Origin of the sequence: Streptosporangium sp. NBC_01639 (genome assembly GCF_045209755.1) — a bacterium.
Lineage (GTDB): Bacteria > Actinomycetota > Actinomycetes > Streptosporangiales > Streptosporangiaceae > Streptosporangium.
In genome coordinates this window covers 621,299-640,070 of record NZ_CP109272.1, presented here as the reverse complement: position 1 = coordinate 640,070, position 18,772 = coordinate 621,299, and the positions used below count along the sequence as shown (strand labels likewise).

The following is an 18,772-nucleotide window of genomic DNA, read 5'->3' as shown; positions in this document are numbered from 1 at the left end:
CTCCGCCTGGCCCGCCGCACCGGTCCCGCGCCCGGCGCGGCACCGGCCGACGGCCGGATTCCAGGTGACGGACGGCGGCCGGGGGAGTGAGCGGCGCCGCGTACGATCTCCGCGCCGGAGCGGGAGCCGGGAGCTCCCACATGAGCCGCGCGGGCACGCACGCGACCGGACCCACCCGAGACGATACGGTGAACGGCGCCGTCCAGGGGGCCGGCACACGGAAGGCCGGGGGAGTGGAAGATGACGGATGACGATGCTCGCAGACGGTCCGGACGGCCGGCGGTGACCGCCGGCCCGCCGGTGATCCGGAGCGATGTGCCGGGGTCCTTCCCCTGGCAGGTCCTGCACGACCGGCATCCCGCCCTGATCCGGAAGGTCCGTGACGCCACGCCGTACGGCCCCGAGCGGCGGCAGGCGCTCGGCCTCCTGCTCCAGGAGATCACCGACGGCGTGATCGGCCCCTTGGAGGAGACGGCGCACGACCGGGAGCTCTGGCGGAGCTGGGATCGGGGCCATGTCGGGCAGCGCTGGTACGACGCGCCGTTCCTGTGGGCGGAGAGCTACTTCTACCGCAGGCTGCTGACCGCGGTCGGATACTTCGAACCGGGGCCGTGGCGGGGCGTCGACCCGTTCGAGCCCTTCAAGCAGGCCGAACTGCTCGGCGAGGGAGTCGGCGCCGAGCTCCGCGCCCTTGAGGACCTTCCCGCCCTGCCCGCCGGGGAGCGGGCCCGGACGCTGCTCCAGCGAGCGCTCTGGGGGAACCAGGCCGACCTCGGATTCCGGATGACCCCCGGAGGCGGGCGGCCCGCCGGTCAGGCGACGGGCCTGCTGGCCGACGACAGCGCTCTCATCTGGGCGGCGGTGGACGACCAGCGTCCCGCGCGGGTCTGCCTGGTCGCCGACAACGCCGCGGGTGAGCTGCTGCCCGACCTCGCCCTGATCGACCACCTGCTGCACGTACGGGGCGCGCGGGAGGTGCTCCTGCACGTCAAGCCCACGCCGTACTACGTCTCGGACGCCGTGCCCGCCGACGTCCTCGCCTGCCTACGGCGGCTGACGGCAGCGGGCGGTCAGGCCGGTGAGATGGGAGAACGGCTGCGCGGGGCGATGGGCTCCGGGCGGCTGGTCATGCGGACCCACGCCTTCTCCTGCGCGCCTCTGCCGTACGCCGAGATGCCCGGCGACCTGCGGCGGGAGTTCGAGTCAGCCGCACTGACGATCATGAAGGGCGACCTGAACTACCGGCGCCTGGTCGGTGACCGGACGTGGCCGCCGACCACGCCGTTCGCCTCGGCGGTGGATTACTTCCCCGGTCCCGTGGCGGCCCTGCGCACCCTCAAATCCAATGTCGTGGTCGGTCTCGGCGCCGGTACGGTCGCGACGCTGGAGAAGACAGGGGAGCCCTGGCGCACCAGCGGCACGCACGCCCTCATCCAGGCGAGGGTGTAGTCGTTCGGCGGTGGGCGGGCGTCTCCGAGACGGGGTCAGGGGCGGGTCAGCCGCCGGTAGACCACCGCGGTCGTCAGCCCGTAGACCAGATGCGGGACGATGTCACTCACCCACGAGGACACCTCCCAGTCGCGCGGGTCGGTCAGCCGGAGCGCGGTGAGAGGGGTGTCGCCCGCGACCATCGCCGTGACCGACAGTCCCAGGGCGGCCACCGGCAGAGGAGGGCGCCGGTCGCCGACGAGCAGCCCGTAGAGCGCCCCGACTCCCAGCCCGGTCGCGTATCCGAGCAGCGCGCCCACGCCCTCGCGCCTGCCGGCGGCGGGCTCCCCGGACCCGAGATCGACACCCACCCGGTCGGCCAGCTCACCGGCGGCCCGAGCGGGCAGCTCGCTCGCCGGGCGACCGCGTACGGCCATGTCCAGGTAGGTGGTGATGTCCAGCGCGGTGGTGCCCGCCGCACCCGCGAAGATCCCCGCCGTCAGACTCATGGCCGGCACCTCCCCGCCGGGGAGACGGCACCGGCGCGGGGAGGTACGACGGAGTCGCGGACACGCCACGCTCCTCCGGAGGCCCCACCACGGCCGGAACGGTTGATCCACGTTTCCGGTGACCTCTCCCGAGAGGCCGTGTTCTGCCCGTGTGACATGCGCTTTCTCCCCCGATCCGGCGATGGGATCGGTATGCCCGTCGCCGCCCCGGCCAACCGCCACCCCCATGATCACCCTGCCGCCCTGCTCTCAGCCCGACGGTCGCACCAGGCGGATCGGCCAGGGCCGGGTGGCGGTGTACCAGGCCAGTGCGAGAAGGCCGAGGAACAGCAGGCCGGGAAGGTCCACGGTGAGGCCGGGCCGGTCCGTCCCGCTTCCGGACATGGTCACTGACGCGGCCGTCACCAGGAAGACCAGCGCGCCCGCGGCCAGAACATGCAGGGAGCGCGACCGGACGGCGAGATCGGCGGCGACCACGGTGGAGGGACCACGAAGCGTCGGCAGGGCGGCGATCCTACGTTGCAGGAGGCCGCTGAGCAGTGTCACGGCAACGGCCAGGGACAGGCCGATCTCCTGGAGGGAGACGGTTCCCTGTATGCCGTCGCTGACAGCGAGGACGGTCATGAGGAGGGCGAGCACGCAGCCTGCCATGGCGGCGGTGGACAACCACGTCGCAGGTCCGGAGAGCAGCGTGGCCAAACGACGGTCGCGACCAGTCGGGCGGGGGAGACGCGTTTCGGCGATCATCACGCCTACGTACCAGCCGAGGAACGGGTAGCCGAACTCGATGCCGACGCCCAATCCACCCCGTGTCACGTTGATCGCGAGATAGACGACCAGGCCCGCAACGAAACCACCTGCCCGCCAGCGCCGGGTGGTTCGCAGGTAGCTGATGATCATCGGCCCGTTCTCGGCGGTGACGGTCAACTGGTGGAGGGCCGCGAATCTCTCCAACCGGTCGCGCTTCGGCGGGCCCGATGCTTTATACGCCAGACTGGCCGCGACGGCGCTTTCCAAGACGGCCATGAGCGCCGAATTCATCATTGAGGTCCCCTGCCGCCCTTTTTCATGGTCAACTTAGCGTGAATGTGCGGGGAAAGACAGGGGAAAGGACGTAGGTGTACGTCGGCGACGATGTGTGGGCCGAACTCGATCCGGCCTCCGGCGGTATTTCTCCATGTACGGTTCGGCGGTTCTTCGTCGCAGCGGCTGTGGTGGCCGTGTTGGCCGTCGGGGGCACCTGGGCCTGGGACGCGGGCCTGCTCATTCCGCGATTAGCGGATCCCGACGATTACGGAATGGTGTCGCCAACAGAGTGGGGAACGAGGAGAGCGGGAACTCCGGGTTTCTACTATGACATCGATCTCGTTAACCACGGTGATCGCGAGGTGAAGCTGGTAGGGGCGGGCCGAAGCGGTCCAGGGCTGAAACTGACGGCCGTACAGCTGGAAACGGCGCAGGGGTGGTCCGGCACCGAAAAGACGAATCCGCCGCCCTCTCTCGGTTTCCCCCATGTTCTGGCTCCGGGTGCTTCGACTGGGCTACGGCTCTACTATGCGGTCACCGATTGCGCCGCCGTGTCCTCCGGCGAGTGGCCGGTGCCCGTCCGGGCCGAACAGTGGTGGGGGGAGGTGACCGTCAGCCTCCGGCCCAGGCCGGAGACCGACGACGCCTCTTCCTTCTCCGTTTCCCACGACGGCCGTAGTGCTTACTCCGTCGAGTGGCAGAGACACATGGCCGATGAGGTCTGCCTTCCGTCGAAGGAAGGTTCCTGACCTATCCGGGTTATTCGGTACGACCTGCTCTGAGGCGCTTGACCGTGGCGACCACAGCGGCGGCGACCGATACGGCGAGGCAGATCAGCAGGGCGGGGGAGACGAACGAGGGAACGAGATCGAGCGAGTGGCCGTCCTGCCACCGGCAGACGGCGCTCGGCGGGAAGAACCGTTCGTCGAGCCGGATGAAGGGTGGCAGCCCCGGCCCGTCGGGATAGCCGAATCGTGAGTCGGTGCACGTGTGGTAGCTGTTCTCCAGGCGCAGCATCGAAAACGCGCCAAGCAGGTAGAGCGCCACGGACAGTGCCGCAAACCGGCCGGAGATACGGGCCCACCTTGTGGGGCGCCGCTTGAGCGCCTTCATCGAATCTCCTTGAGTGTGAAGACTCCGGCTCAGCCGTGGGGAGGAAGTCAAGAGGCTCCTGCTTGTACGCCTTGGGCATCCCGTGGGTTCCCCCTGCTGTTATTTCGGTCCTGACATAATCGGGTGAGCTGCCCCCGAGCACAACCTCGCGCCCCGGCCGGCTCCCTCTGGTCGTGACAGGCTCTGCCCTGTCCCTGGGGCTGCCCGCGTTCCTCGGAGGTTGCTGACGGGCGCGGAATTCGTTTGTGGCGCGGCGGTATTGCGAGGATCCTGTTCGGATGAACCGAGTGGTCAAGGGTGTTCCGGACGGGCAGTCGGGTGGTCGGCATGTCTCACCGCCGGCGGCCGGGGTGCGTCTTCCCTGGTCGGCGGTGCCCGTCGAGCTGCGCGACGCCGTCGAGGAGCGTCTTGGTGGCCGGGTTGTCGAGGCCGTCACGCAGCCGGGTGGCTTCTCCCCGGGGGTGGCCGCTCGTCTGCGATCGGGTAACGGAAACCGGGCCTTCGTCAAGGCCGTCGGACCGACACCGAACCCTGACAGCCCAGACATCCACCGGGCTGAGGCGCGCATCGCGGCGGCGCTGCCCGACCGGACGCCGGCGCCCCGGTTGCTGGGCTCCTTCGACCGGGACGGCTGGGTCGTCCTGCTGTTCGAGGATGTGGAAGGTGCCATGCCGGCCCAGCCGTGGGTCCTGGCGGAGTTGGATCGCGTTCTTGCCGCGCTGGGTGATCTGGCGGAGAGCCTGACTCCGGCCCCCGTGGCAGCTCCGCCGGTCGCCGTCCGGTTCAGCGAGCAGTTCCAAGGATGGCGGCGCCTCGCGGAGGCGCACCACCGCGGTGACGACACGCTGGATGGTCTCGACCCGTGGGCACGCCGGCACTTGACGGAGTTGGCGGATATGGAGGCCGGCTGGAGCACTGCGGCCAAGGGCACCACTCTGGCGCATGCGGATCTGCGAGCGGACAACCTCCTGCTCACCCGCGACCGGGTGCTCGTCGTCGACTGGCCGTGGGCGTGCGTCGCAGCTCCATGGTTCGACCTGCTCGTCATGCTGCCGAGTGTGCGGATGCAAGGTGGTCCACCACCCGGCTCACTCTTCGACGATCACCCGGTCGCCAGGAACGCGGATCCAGCGTCGGTGACGGCGGTGCTGACCGCGCTCACCGGCTACTTCGTCGGGCAGGCGCGCCGGCCGGCACCGCCCGGCCTGCCGACGTTGCGCGAGTTCCAGGGCGCTCAGGGCAGGGCCGGCCTGGAATGGCTGCGGGCCCGGGTCGGCTGGCGGTAGCGCTCTACCGAGTGCGGCGGCCGTCACCTCAGAACGGGGCGGTCCCGCCGGCGCCGAAGTGGGTCTCGTGCTCCCACAGGTGGGTGCACCCCGGGCACTGCAGATGCAGGCGGCTCCCGGTGTTGCCGATGAGATAGCGCCAGTGCTCCCCGCAGTTGCGGCCGTCCAGGCAGGTCTGGCAGCCCTTGTGGTCGTGGCATTCGGGACAGGGCACCCAGGCCCTGCGCCCCAGATCGGCGTGCGGATCAATCGGCAGCACGGCCCGGCCCCCTTCGCGGGAGGACGCCGGAGGCCACGAGCATGTCGTAGGTCTCCTGCTGGCGTCCGTCGAGACCGGAGTAGAGCAGGTCGTAGGCCTCCTCCTCGCCCCGCATCACCGCGAGCGGATCCCACCCCGTCCCGAGGGCCGTGATGACGGCGGCCCGTCGGCGGGTCTCGTCGAAGGTGAGGTCGAGTTCGAAGTCGAGGTGTGCGCTGCTGTCCTTGGTCATCGAATCTCCTTGAGCGTGGAGACCCCGGGCTTCAGCCCTGGGGAGGAAACGCGGCACAGCGCCGCGTGAGGCTTTCTCGAACGCGCGTACGGACCTGGCTGCTCTGCGCCATGGCGCAGAGCGTGCAGCGGGCGTTCGGGTACCGCTTCTGTCCGACCCCCGGGTAGGCCGAGCAGTGATCGCTGTGCGGGTACGGCGAGGGCGGACTTTTACGATCACGCGGATATGTGCGGGGACAGTGGTCTCCCAAAGAGATGCCCTTATCCTTTTTTATACCTTATGTCGCTTTTCATGGCCAATTCGTGACGTACCTCACGTCGCGGTCATCCATCCGGATTCTGGGTGCCTGGCCTCGCCGAACATGACAATGGAGCCGGTGGCCGGCCTGGGCACTGTCATTCAGATCGGCATCTGATCAATTCGACCGAGCGGCATTCAAAGTGCTGGTGCGATCCGAGCGCGGTTCCAGGAGGGCTTCCACCGCGAAGCTCGCCCGCTGCCATGAGGTTGCCGCAGGGCTCTGCCTGCTCCCATGTTCAAGCGGTCGCCGTGGAGCCCTGCCGTCGCCGGCGCCGAAGATGACGATGCCGCATGGTTCTCCGGGCGTCGGGTCGTGGCCCGTGATCGGTGAAGGAGAGAAGATCTTCGTTATCGAGCCCTCTGGGCTGCAGGTGGGCCCGGTGTCAGCACTCACCCCGGAGAGACGACGCCCGGCACTCGGTGATGATCTCGGCCATCGCACTGCGGAAGTGCTCGCGACCGTCGGATGTGAGCGGCGCGATGAGGCAGCTGAGCTCTGCGGTGACCTCGGCGTGGAAGGCGACTGCCGCCTGGTGGCCGGCGTCGGTCAGCGTCACCTGCGTCGCGCGTCGGTCGCCTGGCGCGGGTGCGCGCCGGGCGAGGCCGCGCCGCTCGGCCCGGTCTGTGCGGCCGGTGAGTGCGGCCTTCTCCACGCTGAAGCAGCGTGCCAGCTCGGCCATGCCCCTGGGGTCAATGTGCGGCGCACCGTCCATCAGCCTGCGACCAAGCCCGGCGCATAGCCGCCGACGCCTACATCGTCGTCATCCGGAGTACAACCACAGCATTCCCGGGGGCCTGAAGAACGCCATCACAGCGTGTGGCCGTTCTTCGGCTTCCGGAACAAGTCGGTCGCGGCCGTCGGTTACAGCAACGGCATCGGCGTAAAAATCCGCGCCGTCGAACATCTGGAGCACGTGTTCATCGAGGTCGAAACCACTCCCAGCGCAATATCGTGGTGCTTCCCTTGGCGAACAAGGCATTCGACGAGGAGGGTGAGCCGGTCGATCCCGCCACGGACATCAGCCTGCAGGTCATGCTCACCGCCCTGGTCCTGACAAGCATCGGCTGCAAAAGCGGGTGGGAGCGAACGACTCCGGCTGCATGGATAGCTGTTTGCCGATAAAACTCGGTGCACTGCGAGCGCTTGTTCGCTCAGCAGATCACAGATTCGCGACGATTGCTTTCTGCGGATAGAAATACATGGACCGATCGCTGTATGTCGACGATGATGTTTGATCGGCACATGTCAGAGTGTGCTCTGGTGAAATGTGCCCGAGCTGTAGCGAATTGAAGCACCAGGGGGCTGCGTCAGGTGAAGCGTCTTACGGACAGATGGGGCTTCATGCGTGTATCGGCGGCAGCGCTCATTGCCGTGGTTGCCTTAGGGGTAACGGCATCATACTGGCCTACGTTCGAGCCGTTCAAGAAGGATATGGATTGCGCTCGGTTCAGTCGCGTTTTCCTCATGGGATTATCTGTCGCAAACCCTGACTACTACGTGAACTATCATTTGGAGCCTGCTGCGGAATGCGATGAATCGTCATTCGCCGGCTCCATGCGGATCGGCATCAGTCCTCGCCTGCCTGAAAGTGGACTCACCGGTTCTCCCATGTTGTACGCAACGATCCGGCAAGACTCGCCAGAAGTGATCGACGTACCACGGTTGGAGCCCTGGAAGCTGACCGAGGCTCTTATCGCGTTCGGCGATGAAACGGCAGAGGCGAGGAACCGGGAGGTGATCGAGCTGCTCAGAGGCCTGAACGCATTCAAATTTCACGTTCAGGCTGTTATCGAGTTGGAGAATCCACTAAACGAAGAAGAAGTCAGAGGATTGCACGATATCGGAATCGGCGAAGTTGCACTTTTCTCGCCTGGCGACGGTCGAAAGCCCATAGGGTGGCCATTCCCCTATCCCTGTACGGTCGGCGTTTTTGATCTCTGTGGAGACAAGGAAAGCAAGTCCCGGGTGGGGGAGTTTCGTAGATGGGTGTCGATGCTTCGCCCCGAGGACGCCCCCGCACTCGAAGAGTTCGGCCTTGACCTTTCGAACCTTCAGAGGAGGGCGCAGGATGGTTTGATATATGGTTTCACGATCAATAACACTGCGGAAGCGGTGACGGCGCTGGCGAAGAATCCGAAGGTTCGCTCGGTGCGCGTTATCGAGATCACCCCCTCCGGCTCCTAATGCGAGTGCTCTGGGAGTCGTGCGGCAATTGGAGCGAGCGGCTCTCGTGTCCGGTCGCCCCCGACGCGCAGCCGTCGAACGGTCAACGCGTTCTCGATGCCAATCGTTCTAATGGGGACGTCGGTAAGCACATCCAGCCAAGGGGCGGCTGTCTGCGAATCTCTTGCCCCCGACACCTCATCGTTCGTGTCCCTCGGTCGGCGTCAACCCCGTCTGTGCGCGTTGAGTGGGATCCACGGTGCACGTAGCGGGCCGGTACTCCAGTGACACTTCGCGATCTTTGGCAGATGGGTGGTATGAGGACGACCATCACGTGATCATTCGGGGTTCGTGGAGACACTCAAAGATCGAGTGGTGGCCGTGGCCGACGGCGTAGACCTTGACGGGTGGATGGTCATTTTCAATGAGCTGATGAACCGGATCGTGGGCCGGTTCGGGTGCGTCGAGCCGCGCCGTACGGGCCGGCGCCTATGTCCGCCGTCTGCCGGCCGTACTCCTCTTCACCTCTTCACCCGGCCACGCCAGGTGGCAGAGATCCTGCGCTGGTCACGGTGGCACCGCCATCAAGCCATCGCCCGCCGATGCGCCAGCACAGATCCCAACCATGATCTCAAAATGTCACTGGAGTGTCAGCGGACCTTGTCCGCGTCGCGGGACGGCGTGGCCGCGGGGGCTGACGCGGGGCGCATCCGGGACGCGACGATCAACGTGAGAATGACGGCCACGGCCATGGCCAGGAAGACGTCGGAGAAGGCGGCGCCTTCGTGACCGGGATACAGGGGGTTGATGGCGCCGCTGCCGCTCTGCTGCCTTGCGGTCACCAACGCACCGAACAGGGCCGGGCCGGCGCCGGCGCCGAGGAACTGGGCTCCCTGGAGGATCCCGAGGCCGGCGCCGACCTGGTCGTCGGGCAACGCGCTCGCCGCAGCGCTGATGATCGGGGTCAGCACGAAGATGAAGCCGACACTGAGCCCGAGAACCCCGACCCCCGCGGGGATCACCGACGTGCTTCTCGTGAAGGTCGAAAGGAACAGGGCGAACAGCCCCATGACCGCAAGGCCCGTCAGCACCAGGGGCCGGGTGCCGACGCGGTCGGCGAGGCGACCGATCAACGGCGACAGGACGGCGACGGCGACCCCGGCCGGGATCATGACCAGGGCCCCCGCCCCCGGGCCGAGACTGTTGACGTCGACCACCAGCAGCGGAACGAATACCAGGCCACCGAGGTTGACGGTCATGGCCAGGAACGCGACGACGACCGCTGTCCGGTAGACCCGGTTGCCGAACAGCGCGGGCGGGACGAACGGCTGTGCGACGCGGACGGTGTGCCACCCGAAGAACGCGATTGCCACGACCGCCGCCACGAGGCTGCCCCAGGACGAGGGTGCGGCAAATCCGGCGACCTGTGCCTGGGTGATGCCGAACAGAACCAGCCCGGCGCCGAGGCCCAGGAGGATGCCGCCGGGAAGGTCGAACCGGCCCGCACCCGCCGGAGGCTCGCTCGGTAGCACACGCAACGCCGCGGGAAACAGCACCAACGCGACCACGAGCATGAGCCAGAACAGCGCGGGCCATCCGAGGACCTGGCCGACCCCGCCACCGATGGCCGGTCCGGCGGCGGTACCGATACCTGCGGCCGCGGAGAGGACGCCGATCCCCATTCCTCGCTTGTCCACCGGCATCAACCTGGTGACGGCGATAATCGAGAGCACGGGTATCGCGGCCGCGCCCACCCCCATCACGATCCGGCCGAGCACGAGCACGAGGAGATCCGGGGCGAGCGCGCAGATCAGGCTCCCGGCGGCGTAGATCAGCAGGGCGAAACCGAAGAGACGCCGCAGGCTCACCCGGTCGGAGATGCGGCCGTAGAAGGGGATACCGACCGAGAACATCAGCAGGAAACCGGTGACGACCCACGCGAGCTCCGCCTCGGAAGCCCCGAACTCCGCTCCGATCGACGGGAGCATGAGATTGACCATGTCGCTGGCGATGACCGTGGCGAGCATCGCCGGCATGAGCACTGCCAGCAGAGCCGGCCCTGAGCCGGTTCGTCCGGGTGTGGTTGACGTGGGTGTCATTCGACGCATCCTCCGCACGGCATTTACTGCTACCGCCATAGTTGCAGTTAGGGCAAAAGAAGGGCGGAGGACCTGCCTCCGCCATTGCTCGGCTAGCGATGTGGTACCGCGATTTCACGCTCGATGTCCAGCACCCGCTGGACCAGGTGGGCGATGGTCGTCCGGCCGAGCCGTTCTTCCATGACCCGTTCTGCGTCCCGGAACTCCACCTCGAGCAGGGCCTGCATGTTGCGCCCGACCTCGCACGCGTCGCTGGGGGGATGGGCATGCCGCGACAGGATCGGCCCCGTCTCTACGGCGGTGTACGCGTCGTAGAGCGTGATCTCACGTGGGGCGCGGGCAAGGGACCAGCCGCCACCACGCCCCTCGGTGGACCACACCAGGCCGGCGTCCCGCAGGCTGCCGAGGATGCGCCGCACGAGGACCGGATTGCTCGCCAGGCTGTCCGCGATCTCCGCGGAGGTCAGCGAGTGCTCATTCCGGCGCGCCAACATGGTGAGCGCGTGAATCGCGACCGCGCTCCTGCTGCTGAGACCCACTGCGACCCCTTCGCGCTCCACCGCGGCACCGATAAACTGCAACGAGACTAGTTTCAGTTTGATCGCTCGTCAATCTGGATCGCGCGATGCTTGCCGCGTTCGCCGAACTCGTGCGGGCCACCGGTGCCGGGCCGGTGGCCGTACCGAGGTGACGGCCTGTCAGCACTGACCGTCGGCGAGGACCCAGTAGCCCGGGCCGGTCTGCTTGAGGGTGTGGGTGGTGTAGACGTTCCACAGGCCCATGGCGTCGTTGGAGCCGTTGGCGTAGACGTAGCCGCCGGACTGGTGGGCCCGGCCCGCGGTGGTGTGGGCGTAGTTGCTCGCCGTCGCGCACGTCGGGGGCGCGGTCGGCGTCGGAGTCGGGGTCACGGTGGGGGTGACGGTCGGGGTCGGGGTCGGCTGGGCTCCGCCGTCGAGTCCGAAGAACCGCGCGTCGTGGTAGGCCGAGCAGATGGTGTCGAGGAAGTACGCCGCCGCGGTGCCGCACTGGTCGGCGGCGCCGCCCGGGTCGACCGGCAGGCCGTGCCCCATCCCGTTGATCTCATACAGGCGCACGTCGTTGTTCCCGTACACCTTCAGCGAGGTGCCGCCGGTCAGCGTCTGCGTGGAGGTGGGAGTCTGCGAGACGCCCCGTACGTTCGTCCACTGGTCACGGAGCTGCGTGGCGTTGGCCGGCCTGACCGTGTAGTCGGACAGCCCCTGCCAGATGGCGACGCGCGGGTACGGGCCCGAGTAACCGGAGTAGGCGTTGCGCACCAGGTCCCCCCACTGCTGCGGGGTCTTGCTCGTGGCGTTGTACTGGCAGGTGGACGCCTGGGTCAGGCTGGTGGCGCAACGGTAGGCCAGCCCGGCTCCGACCGAGCCGGCCGCGAAGACGTCCGGGTAGGTGGCCAGCATGACCGCCGACATGGCCCCGCCCGCCGACAGGCCGGTGACGTAGACCCGCGCGGGGTCGGTCCCGTAGTTGGCGACCGCGTAGCCCACCATGGCGCGGATCGAGGCCGCCTCGCCCTGTCCCCGGGTGGTGTCCCCGGTCTCGAACCAGTTGAAGCAGCTGGACGAGTTGTTGGCACCGCTGGTCTGCGGCAGCACGAGGGCGAACCCCGACTGGTCGGCGTACTTGCGCCAGCCCGAGTTGGAGAAGTAGCCGCCGGCGTTCTGCGTGCAGCCGTGCAGCAGCACCACGAGCGGGCGGCCGCCGGCCAGGCCGTCGGGGCGGTAGCTGTACATGGCGAGGTTGCCGGGGTTGCTGCCGAACGAACCGACCTGGACCAGCGACGCCGCCTGCGCGGGAGCCGCGGTCAGGGCCGCGCCGACCAGGCCGGAGAGTCCGAGTAGTACGGCCAGTAGGACGAGGGCGGCTCGCGACGGCCGCGCTGGGAGAGATGTGACCATGGGGGGTGCTCCTTGTGTGACCTAGCTCACCGGTCCTTCAGACGCACGTTAGAACCGGCTTGACCCCTCCGACATGTCCGCGGAACACACTCTTCGCCGCTCCGACATGGACGTCACCCGGCGGAGCCGCCCGCCGTCAAGGCCGCTCCGCCGGGTGACGCTCAGTAGCTCATCAGCAGGCGGTCGAGGACCCGGGTGCCGAACTGCAGGGCGTCCACCGGCACTCTCTCGTCGACGCCGTGGAACATCGCGGCGAAGTCCATCTCCGCCGGCAGCCGCAGCGGGACGAATCCGAAACCCCTGATGTTCAGGTCGGCGAAGAACGTCTTGTTGTCGGTGCCACCCGACATGCAGTACGGCACCGCGCGGGCCGTCGGGTCCTCCGCCTTCAGCGCCGCGATCATCGACTCGACCAGCGCGCCGTCGAACGTCGTCTCCAGTGCGATGTCGTGGGTGACGATCTCACGCCGGACGTCCGGCCCGAGCAGCCCGTCCACCGTGGCGAAGAACTCCTCCTCGAAACCGGGCAGGAACCGTCCGTCCACCACGGCACTGGCCTGGCCGGGGATCACGTTCGCCTTGTAGCCCGCGGTGAGCATGGTCGGGTTGGCCGTGTGGTGCAGGGTCGCGCCGACGAACCTGGCCAGCGGTCCGATGGCGTCGATGACCGGTGCCGGGTTCTCCGGGTCGAAGGGCAGGCCGAAGGCGTCGGCCACCTCGGACAGGAAGCGGCGCACGGTCGGCGTCAGTTTGACCGGCCACTCGTGGGAGCCGATCCTGGCCACCGCCTTGGCGACCTCGGTGACCGCGTTGCCCGGATTGAGCATGGAGCCGTGCCCGGCCGTGCCGTCGGCGACCAGGCGCATCCAGGCCAGGCCCTTCTGCGCCGTCTCGATCAGGTAGAGCCGCAGCGAGGGATCGACCTCCAGGGAGTAGCCGCCGACCTCGCTGATGGCGTGGTCGACCCCGTCGAACAGCTCGGGGTGCTTGGCGGTGAGGTATTTGGCACCGTACGTACCACCTGCCTCCTCGTCGGCCATCCAGGCGAAGACGACGTCGCGTCTGGGCTTGCGGCCCTCGGTCGCCATCTGCCGCAGGACCGCCAGCATCATGGCGTCCATGTCCTTCATGTCGACCGCGCCCCGGCCCCAGATGTAGCCGTCCCGGATCTCACCGGCGAACGGGTCGACGGTCCAGTCGGCGGCGTTGGCGGGCACGACGTCCAGGTGGCCGTGGACCAGCAGCGCGGGCAGGCTGGGGTCGGAGCCCTCGACCCTGGTCACGACGTTGCCACGGCCGGGCGCGCTCTCCACGTAGGTCGCCTCCGCGCCGACCTCCGCGAGCCTGGCCATGACGACCTCGGCGGCGGCGCGCTCGCCGGGGCCGCTGCCGTCTCCGTAGTTGCTGCTGTCGACGCGGATGAGCTCGCTGCAGAGCTCGGCTACCTCGGTCTCGGCGGGGGTCATTGGTACTCCAGGGTGAGCAGGCCCGACTTGCGCAGGTGACCACGCTTGTAGGCACGGGTGATGAGGGTGATGTTGACATCGGTGACGTCGTCGAGCGGGCCGACGACCGTGGTGAGGAAGCGGTAGAGCTCCGCCTCGTGAGTGGCGACGACCTGAACGATCATGGTGTGGGTGCCCGAGGTGGCGGCACAGTAACGGACGCTCGGGTGGCCGGCGAGTGTCTGCCCCACCTGGTCCAGGCCGTGGGCGCGGACCGAGAGCCAGAGCTGGGCCTCCACCTCCAGCCCGAGCAGCGCGGGTTCCACCTCGGCCCGCAGGTGCACGACCCCCCGTTCGAGGAGGGCCGCGACCCGGCGGCGGGCGGTGGGCACGGACACATCCAGTCTCTCGGCGAGCGCGGTGAAACCGATGCGGCCGTCGGCGGCCAGCAGGCCGACGGCGTCCTTTTCCGCCGCGGTCGGATCGACGCGTTCCGGCAGCGGCCCGGCCGGTGGCGACCCGGTGGCTTTCAGGTGCGCGATCTGCTCCTCGGAGAGGTACGGCGCGTGCCACTCGGCCACCGTCTGGAAGGTGTGCAGCACGACCTGGGTCCGGGTCTGCACGATTCCGGGCGTGGCGGGGATCTGCGTGGTCAAGATCTCGTGCAGGAGCTCTCTGGAGGGGGCCACCAGCTCGCAGCCGATGTCGGCGGAGCCGGTGACCGCGTAGACCGAGCGGGTGTCGGGGCGCGCGGAGAGGGCCTCGGCCACCTGCTCCGTCGTACAGGGATCAACCTGGACGTGCAGGTGCATCGGTGTGCCGAGTCCGCAGCGCAACTCGTCGAGGATGACGGTGACCCGCACGGCTCCGATGGCCAGCAGCCGCTGCAGGCGGCGCGCCACGGTCCGTTCGTGCTCGCCGACGGCACTGCCGATCTCGCCCCACGTCGCGCGGGGGCTGACCTGGAGGGCGGTGACCAGACGGCGGTCGAGATCATCGAAAGCGATCACGGATACTCATCAGATGTCGGAAACGTAAAGAGATTTGGAGATGTTTGACTATTTCTATCATCTAGTTGCAGGCTAGACCACCTGAGATCCTTCCTGAAGCACACGGCATGAGGAGCGCCCCGTGGCCACCGTTCCCCCAAGTCACGCCCCCCTCGGCGTCCCGAAGAGCCGGATCCGCCAGTTGACGGCGGCCAACGTCGGCAACGTCGTCGAGTGGTTCGACTGGTACACCTACTCGTTCCTGGCCATCTACTTCTCCACCCAGATCTTCCCCAAGGGTGCCGGCAACAGCCTGGTCCCCTTGCTGAGCTCGTTCGCGGTCTTCGCCGTCGGGTTCTTCATGCGGCCACTCGGCGGGCTGCTGGTGGGATCGTTCGCCGACCGGTTCGGCCGCAAGGCGGCGATGACCTTCACGATCATCCTGATGGGCGTGGGATCGCTGCTGGTCGCGGTCACCCCGACCTACGAGTCGGCCGGCGTGCTCGCACCGGTCATCCTGACGCTGGCCCGGCTGACCCAGGGACTCTCGGTCGGCGGCGAGTTCGCCGCGGCCACCACGTTCCTCGTGGAGTCGGCCCCGCCGGGCAGGCGCGGCCTGTTCTCCAGCTTCCAGTACGTCAGCACCACCATCGGACAACTCCTCGCCTCCGGCCTCGCCGCGCTGCTGGCCGCCATCCTGACCGAGGCCGACATGGGCTCGTGGGGCTGGCGCATCCCGTTCGCCGTCGGCGCGCTGGTGAGCCTCGTCGGGCTGTGGATCCGCAGGGGCGCCGAGGAGACCACGACCCTGGCCGAAGACATCAAGAAGGGTGTGGCCGAGAAGCCGAAACTCTTCGAGTTCCTGGTCCGCTATCCGACCAAGGCTTTCATGATCGTCGGTATCACCATGGCCGGCACCGTCGCCTACTACACCTGGACGACGTTCCTGCCCACCTACGCCCAGCTCACGGTCAAGTTCGACAAGGCCGAGGCCCTCCAGGTGGGCACCCTCTCGCTGGTCTTCTTCATGGTGCTGCAGCCGCTGCTCGGCATGCTCTCCGACAGGATCGGGCGCAGGCCGATGCTGATCGCCTTCGGCCTCGGATTCACCCTGCTGCCGGTCCCGCTGATGGGGATGCTGTCCGACTCCTTCGCGAGCCTGCTGCTCGTCCAGTGCGTCGGCATGGTCTTCCTCGGCGGTTTCACGTCGATCTCGGCGGCCGTCAACTCCGAGCTCTTCCCGACCCGGGTCAGGGCATCGGGAGCCGGTTTCCCCTACTCCCTGACCGTCGCCCTGTTCGGCGGCACCGCTCCGCTGGTGGGCACCGCGCTGATCGACAACGGCAACGCGGGACTGTTCGCGTGGTACATGTCGGCGCTCGCCCTGGGATCGACCCTGGTCTACGTCTTCGCGCTCAAGGAGACCAAGGACCAGCCGCTGAGCTGACGCCCGACCTGCAGGGCCGCCCGGACGAGTACCGCACCTCCGATGCCGACGCGCTCGACCCGTGGTGCCGGGGGCGCGAGCGCGAAGCGGTGCCCGTCGGCGGCGGCACGGCTCACGAAAAAAGCCGGGGCCCGCACCCTCTCGGATGCGGACCCCGGCTCGGGTCGTACGCTGCGACTAGGCAGGAACGATGTTCTCGGCCTGCGGGCCCTTCTGGCCCTGCGTGACGTCGAACGAGACCTTCTGGCCCTCCTGCAGCTCGCGGAAGCCCTGGGCGGCGATGTTCGAGTAGTGGGCGAAGACGTCAGCGCCGCCGCCGTCCTGCTCGATGAAGCCGAAGCCCTTTTCCGCGTTGAACCACTTCACGGTTCCAGTAGCCATGTCAATCTCCTTCGGGTGAGGCAGAAGTAGAATCCGCACTTTACGGATTCCGCGTCGCCGTAATGTGTCCATCCGGAGATGACCGGCAAACAAAAATGCACCCAATGGTTACATACCGTCAGGTGCACACAGAGTTTATGGATACCACAACTGCAACTGAGTTCAGGTTAGCACAGGTCCGGGATACTCGCGAACTCGCCTGACCTGCGATTCCGCGTTCGCCGACCGTCACCCGCGCCATCCCCGGCGCAGCGGGCCGTACGACCACGCCGCACGCGCGAGCCTCGAGGAGGAACTTCCGGCTGACCTTTTCCTGATGGCCAAGGCCGGGTTCTCCACCCCTGGAGGACGGATGAGGGGCCTGCTCACCGTGCCGCGCACCGGTTCCGGACAGCCGTGAACCCGGTGCCGGGCCGCCCCTCAGTCCTGTGGCTGCCGCCGGGGGGTCTGCGGCACGTGCAGGTCCCGCAGGAGGACCTGTGTCGCGGCGGCGACGGCCTCCACGGCCCGGTCGAAGGCCTCCGCGTTGCGCGCGGACGGCGACCGGAAACCGGAGAGCTTGCGGACGTACTGGAGGGCGGCGGCCCGCACATCCTCGTCCGTCACGTCGCTGGCGTACGGTTCACGAAGGGTTTTGATGCTCCGGCACATGGCACGACGGTACGGCATCGCGCCCCCGTCCTCCAGGCCCTGCCACCGCCGGTCCCGGCCTCGTGCCACGGCGCCGGGACCGGCGGTGTCCCGCCTGCCGGGGGTCAGCCGGCCGACTGGGAGCGGGGCGACCAGACGAGCAGTCCCAGGCACATCTCGTCGCTGGTGCCCTCGCCCCAGACGACGTAGCGCGGGGGAAGGCCGCGCATCTCGGGCAGCAGCCTGCGCAGGCCCGCGTCGTGGGTGCAGGTCACCCGGAGGGTGTCGCCGGTTTCGACGGTGACGGGTTCGGCCAGCGGGCGGATGGCCTGCTCGTCGAAGTCGTAGGTGGGGATGTCAAGCAGGGTCCGCGCGCCGGACGTGCCGGGGTTGAGCTCCACCTTGATCGAGCGTCCGAGCAGGTGCATGTGGCCGGCCACGGCATACACGGTGGCCGGCTCCCCGGCCTTCTGGTCGCAGTGCTGAGTGGCCGAGGCGACCGGTGGTCTGGCGTTGTTGCAGAACTGGTTGAGCCCGGTCACGGTGGAGGACGCCTGGTCACCGAAACGGTGCACGACGTCGCGGACGGCGGCCGCGCGGTCACACAGGGGGCCGGACTCCTCGGCCGTGCACGGCAGTTCGACCGGTGCCGGCAGCCGTTCGGTCTCCAGCGAGGCGAGATCGGTCTTGCCGTCGGTGAGGCGCAGCCGGAGCCCGGACTGGTCGCTGCCGATCGGGCCGTCTCCGGCGGCGAGCAGGTTGTAGTGGACCTGCATGATCAGCTTGCTGCCGGGCGGCATCGGGTAGCCGACCTTCTGGGTGAGCAGCGTCTCGTTGGCTCCCGGTGCCCAGTGGCCGACCCAGGAGCCGTTGCCGACGCCGGCGTCGCCGAAACAGGTCCACCCTTCGCCCGGGGTGCGGGTGTCGAGCTTGCCGGCCTCCTCGGCCTCGTCCGGCCCGACCCGGAAGATGATCGCGTGGTGGACGAGGCCGGTGTTCTGCGGCAGGAACTGGCTGCCGGTGAGGAACGCCCGGCCGGTCAGCCCGGGGTCGAGCAGGAAGCACCGGTATTCGTCGGTGCCTCCGGAGGGGGCCGCCGGGGTGTACGGCTCGGGCATCTTGAGGTTGACGAACCGTTCGGCGGCGCGCAGCGGTGTCACCGGCGGCGCCGTGAACGGTTCTCCATGGCCTCCGTGCGCCCCGGTGGCGGTCGCCGCGCCCGGCGGGTGCGAGGCCGCCGGATGTCGCTGCCCGGAGCATGACGCGATGAGGAGGATGGCCGCGAGCGCGACGGCCGTCGCGGACAACCACCGCACCGGCCCGGCTGTGTGCTTCATGGATCGCCCCTGTTTTCCGGGTTCTCCCGGGTCTCCGACGTCCTTCGGAGGACGGGACCCGCGCCGGGCCCTGACCTTCAGAGTCCTCGCTCCCGGCGCGTTTTCCATCGGTCGCAAGGTTGAAGGCCCTCCTCCGTACGGCCGAGAGCGCCGCTACGCCGGAAGGGGCAGCCGCCGCGCCGGCTCTCGGACC

Annotated in this window: 19 protein-coding genes; 5 read left to right on the top strand and 14 right to left on the bottom strand. The window is 68.3% G+C overall.

Annotated features, from left to right (window positions below):
• The first annotated feature begins 240 nt into the window (after positions 1-240).
• Positions 241-1,449 carry a damage-control phosphatase ARMT1 family protein gene (locus tag OHA77_RS02955; protein WP_406315951.1) on the top strand — a complete coding sequence of 403 codons (1,209 nt, stop codon included), beginning with the start codon at positions 241-243 and terminating at the stop codon, positions 1,447-1,449.
• Positions 1,450-1,484: 35 nt separating this feature from the next.
• On the opposite strand, the gene OHA77_RS02950 is transcribed toward OHA77_RS02955, so the two are convergent.
• Positions 1,485-1,937, bottom strand: coding sequence for a hypothetical protein (locus tag OHA77_RS02950; protein ID WP_406315950.1), 453 nt, complete (start codon positions 1,935-1,937; stop codon positions 1,485-1,487).
• A gap of 249 nt (positions 1,938-2,186) precedes the next feature.
• A complete protein-coding gene (locus tag OHA77_RS02945; protein WP_406315948.1) occupies positions 2,187-2,963 on the bottom strand; it encodes a hypothetical protein in 777 nt (258 codons plus the stop codon).
• Positions 2,964-3,055: 92 nt separating this feature from the next.
• On the opposite strand from OHA77_RS02945, the gene OHA77_RS02940 reads away from it, so the two are divergent.
• Positions 3,056-3,712 carry a hypothetical protein gene (locus tag OHA77_RS02940; protein ID WP_326822209.1) on the top strand — a complete coding sequence of 219 codons (657 nt, stop codon included), beginning with the start codon at positions 3,056-3,058 and terminating at the stop codon, positions 3,710-3,712.
• Between the two features lie 10 nt (positions 3,713-3,722).
• On the opposite strand, the gene OHA77_RS02935 is transcribed toward OHA77_RS02940, so the two are convergent.
• Entirely contained in the window at positions 3,723-4,076 is a 354-nt protein-coding gene (locus OHA77_RS02935; protein ID WP_406315946.1) for a hypothetical protein, read from the bottom strand.
• A gap of 278 nt (positions 4,077-4,354) precedes the next feature.
• Between OHA77_RS02935 and OHA77_RS02930 the strand changes: the two genes are divergently transcribed.
• The gene (locus OHA77_RS02930; RefSeq protein WP_406315945.1) at positions 4,355-5,362 is read left to right on the top strand and encodes an aminoglycoside phosphotransferase family protein; all 1,008 of its coding nucleotides are present in this window, start codon (positions 4,355-4,357) and stop codon (positions 5,360-5,362) included.
• A gap of 28 nt (positions 5,363-5,390) precedes the next feature.
• On the opposite strand, the gene OHA77_RS02925 is transcribed toward OHA77_RS02930, so the two are convergent.
• From OHA77_RS02925 to OHA77_RS02915, 3 genes are all read right to left on the bottom strand, one after another.
• Positions 5,391-5,621 carry a hypothetical protein gene (locus OHA77_RS02925; protein ID WP_326822212.1) on the bottom strand — a complete coding sequence of 77 codons (231 nt, stop codon included), beginning with the start codon at positions 5,619-5,621 and terminating at the stop codon, positions 5,391-5,393.
• A complete protein-coding gene (locus tag OHA77_RS02920; RefSeq protein ID WP_406315944.1) occupies positions 5,608-5,853 on the bottom strand; it encodes a DUF6400 family protein in 246 nt (81 codons plus the stop codon). Before OHA77_RS02920 ends, OHA77_RS02925 begins: the two co-directional genes overlap by 14 nt.
• A 683-nt stretch (positions 5,854-6,536) precedes the next feature.
• Complete coding sequence (locus OHA77_RS02915) at positions 6,537-6,833, bottom strand: MarR family winged helix-turn-helix transcriptional regulator (protein WP_406315942.1); 297 nt, start codon at positions 6,831-6,833, stop codon at positions 6,537-6,539.
• Between the two features lie 632 nt (positions 6,834-7,465).
• Between OHA77_RS02915 and OHA77_RS02910 the strand changes: the two genes are divergently transcribed.
• A complete protein-coding gene (locus OHA77_RS02910; protein WP_406315941.1) occupies positions 7,466-8,338 on the top strand; it encodes a hypothetical protein in 873 nt (290 codons plus the stop codon).
• A gap of 629 nt (positions 8,339-8,967) precedes the next feature.
• On the opposite strand, the gene OHA77_RS02905 is transcribed toward OHA77_RS02910, so the two are convergent.
• From OHA77_RS02905 to OHA77_RS02885, 5 genes are all read right to left on the bottom strand, one after another.
• Positions 8,968-10,416, bottom strand: a complete 1,449-nt coding sequence (locus OHA77_RS02905; protein WP_406315939.1) for an MFS transporter — start codon at positions 10,414-10,416, stop codon at positions 8,968-8,970.
• A gap of 92 nt (positions 10,417-10,508) precedes the next feature.
• Positions 10,509-10,997 (bottom strand): Rrf2 family transcriptional regulator, encoded by a 489-nt coding sequence (locus OHA77_RS02900; RefSeq protein ID WP_406315938.1) that lies wholly within the window; start codon positions 10,995-10,997, stop codon positions 10,509-10,511.
• 117 nt (positions 10,998-11,114) lie between these two features.
• A complete protein-coding gene (locus OHA77_RS02895; RefSeq protein WP_406315936.1) occupies positions 11,115-12,350 on the bottom strand; it encodes an alpha/beta hydrolase family esterase in 1,236 nt (411 codons plus the stop codon).
• A 161-nt stretch (positions 12,351-12,511) separates the two neighbouring features.
• The gene (locus OHA77_RS02890) at positions 12,512-13,816 is read right to left on the bottom strand and encodes a M20/M25/M40 family metallo-hydrolase (protein WP_326822216.1); all 1,305 of its coding nucleotides are present in this window, start codon (positions 13,814-13,816) and stop codon (positions 12,512-12,514) included.
• Positions 13,813-14,805, bottom strand: a complete 993-nt coding sequence (locus OHA77_RS02885) for an Lrp/AsnC family transcriptional regulator (protein WP_326822217.1) — start codon at positions 14,803-14,805, stop codon at positions 13,813-13,815. Before OHA77_RS02885 ends, OHA77_RS02890 begins: the two co-directional genes overlap by 4 nt.
• A 121-nt stretch (positions 14,806-14,926) precedes the next feature.
• On the opposite strand from OHA77_RS02885, the gene OHA77_RS02880 reads away from it, so the two are divergent.
• Positions 14,927-16,231, top strand: coding sequence for an MFS transporter (locus OHA77_RS02880; RefSeq protein WP_406315934.1), 1,305 nt, complete (start codon positions 14,927-14,929; stop codon positions 16,229-16,231).
• 177 nt (positions 16,232-16,408) lie between these two features.
• Here the strand turns inward: OHA77_RS02880 and OHA77_RS02875 are convergent, their stop codons facing one another.
• The 3 genes from OHA77_RS02875 to OHA77_RS02865 form a co-directional block, all read right to left on the bottom strand.
• On the bottom strand, positions 16,409-16,612 hold the full coding sequence (locus OHA77_RS02875) for a cold-shock protein (RefSeq protein WP_034275260.1): 204 nt from the start codon (positions 16,610-16,612) through the stop codon (positions 16,409-16,411).
• Positions 16,613-17,032: 420 nt separating this feature from the next.
• Entirely contained in the window at positions 17,033-17,218 is a 186-nt protein-coding gene (locus tag OHA77_RS02870) for a DUF2277 domain-containing protein (RefSeq protein WP_406315933.1), read from the bottom strand.
• A 149-nt stretch (positions 17,219-17,367) separates the two neighbouring features.
• Complete coding sequence (locus OHA77_RS02865) at positions 17,368-18,579, bottom strand: monooxygenase (protein ID WP_406315932.1); 1,212 nt, start codon at positions 18,577-18,579, stop codon at positions 17,368-17,370.
• Positions 18,580-18,772 lie beyond the last annotated feature (193 nt).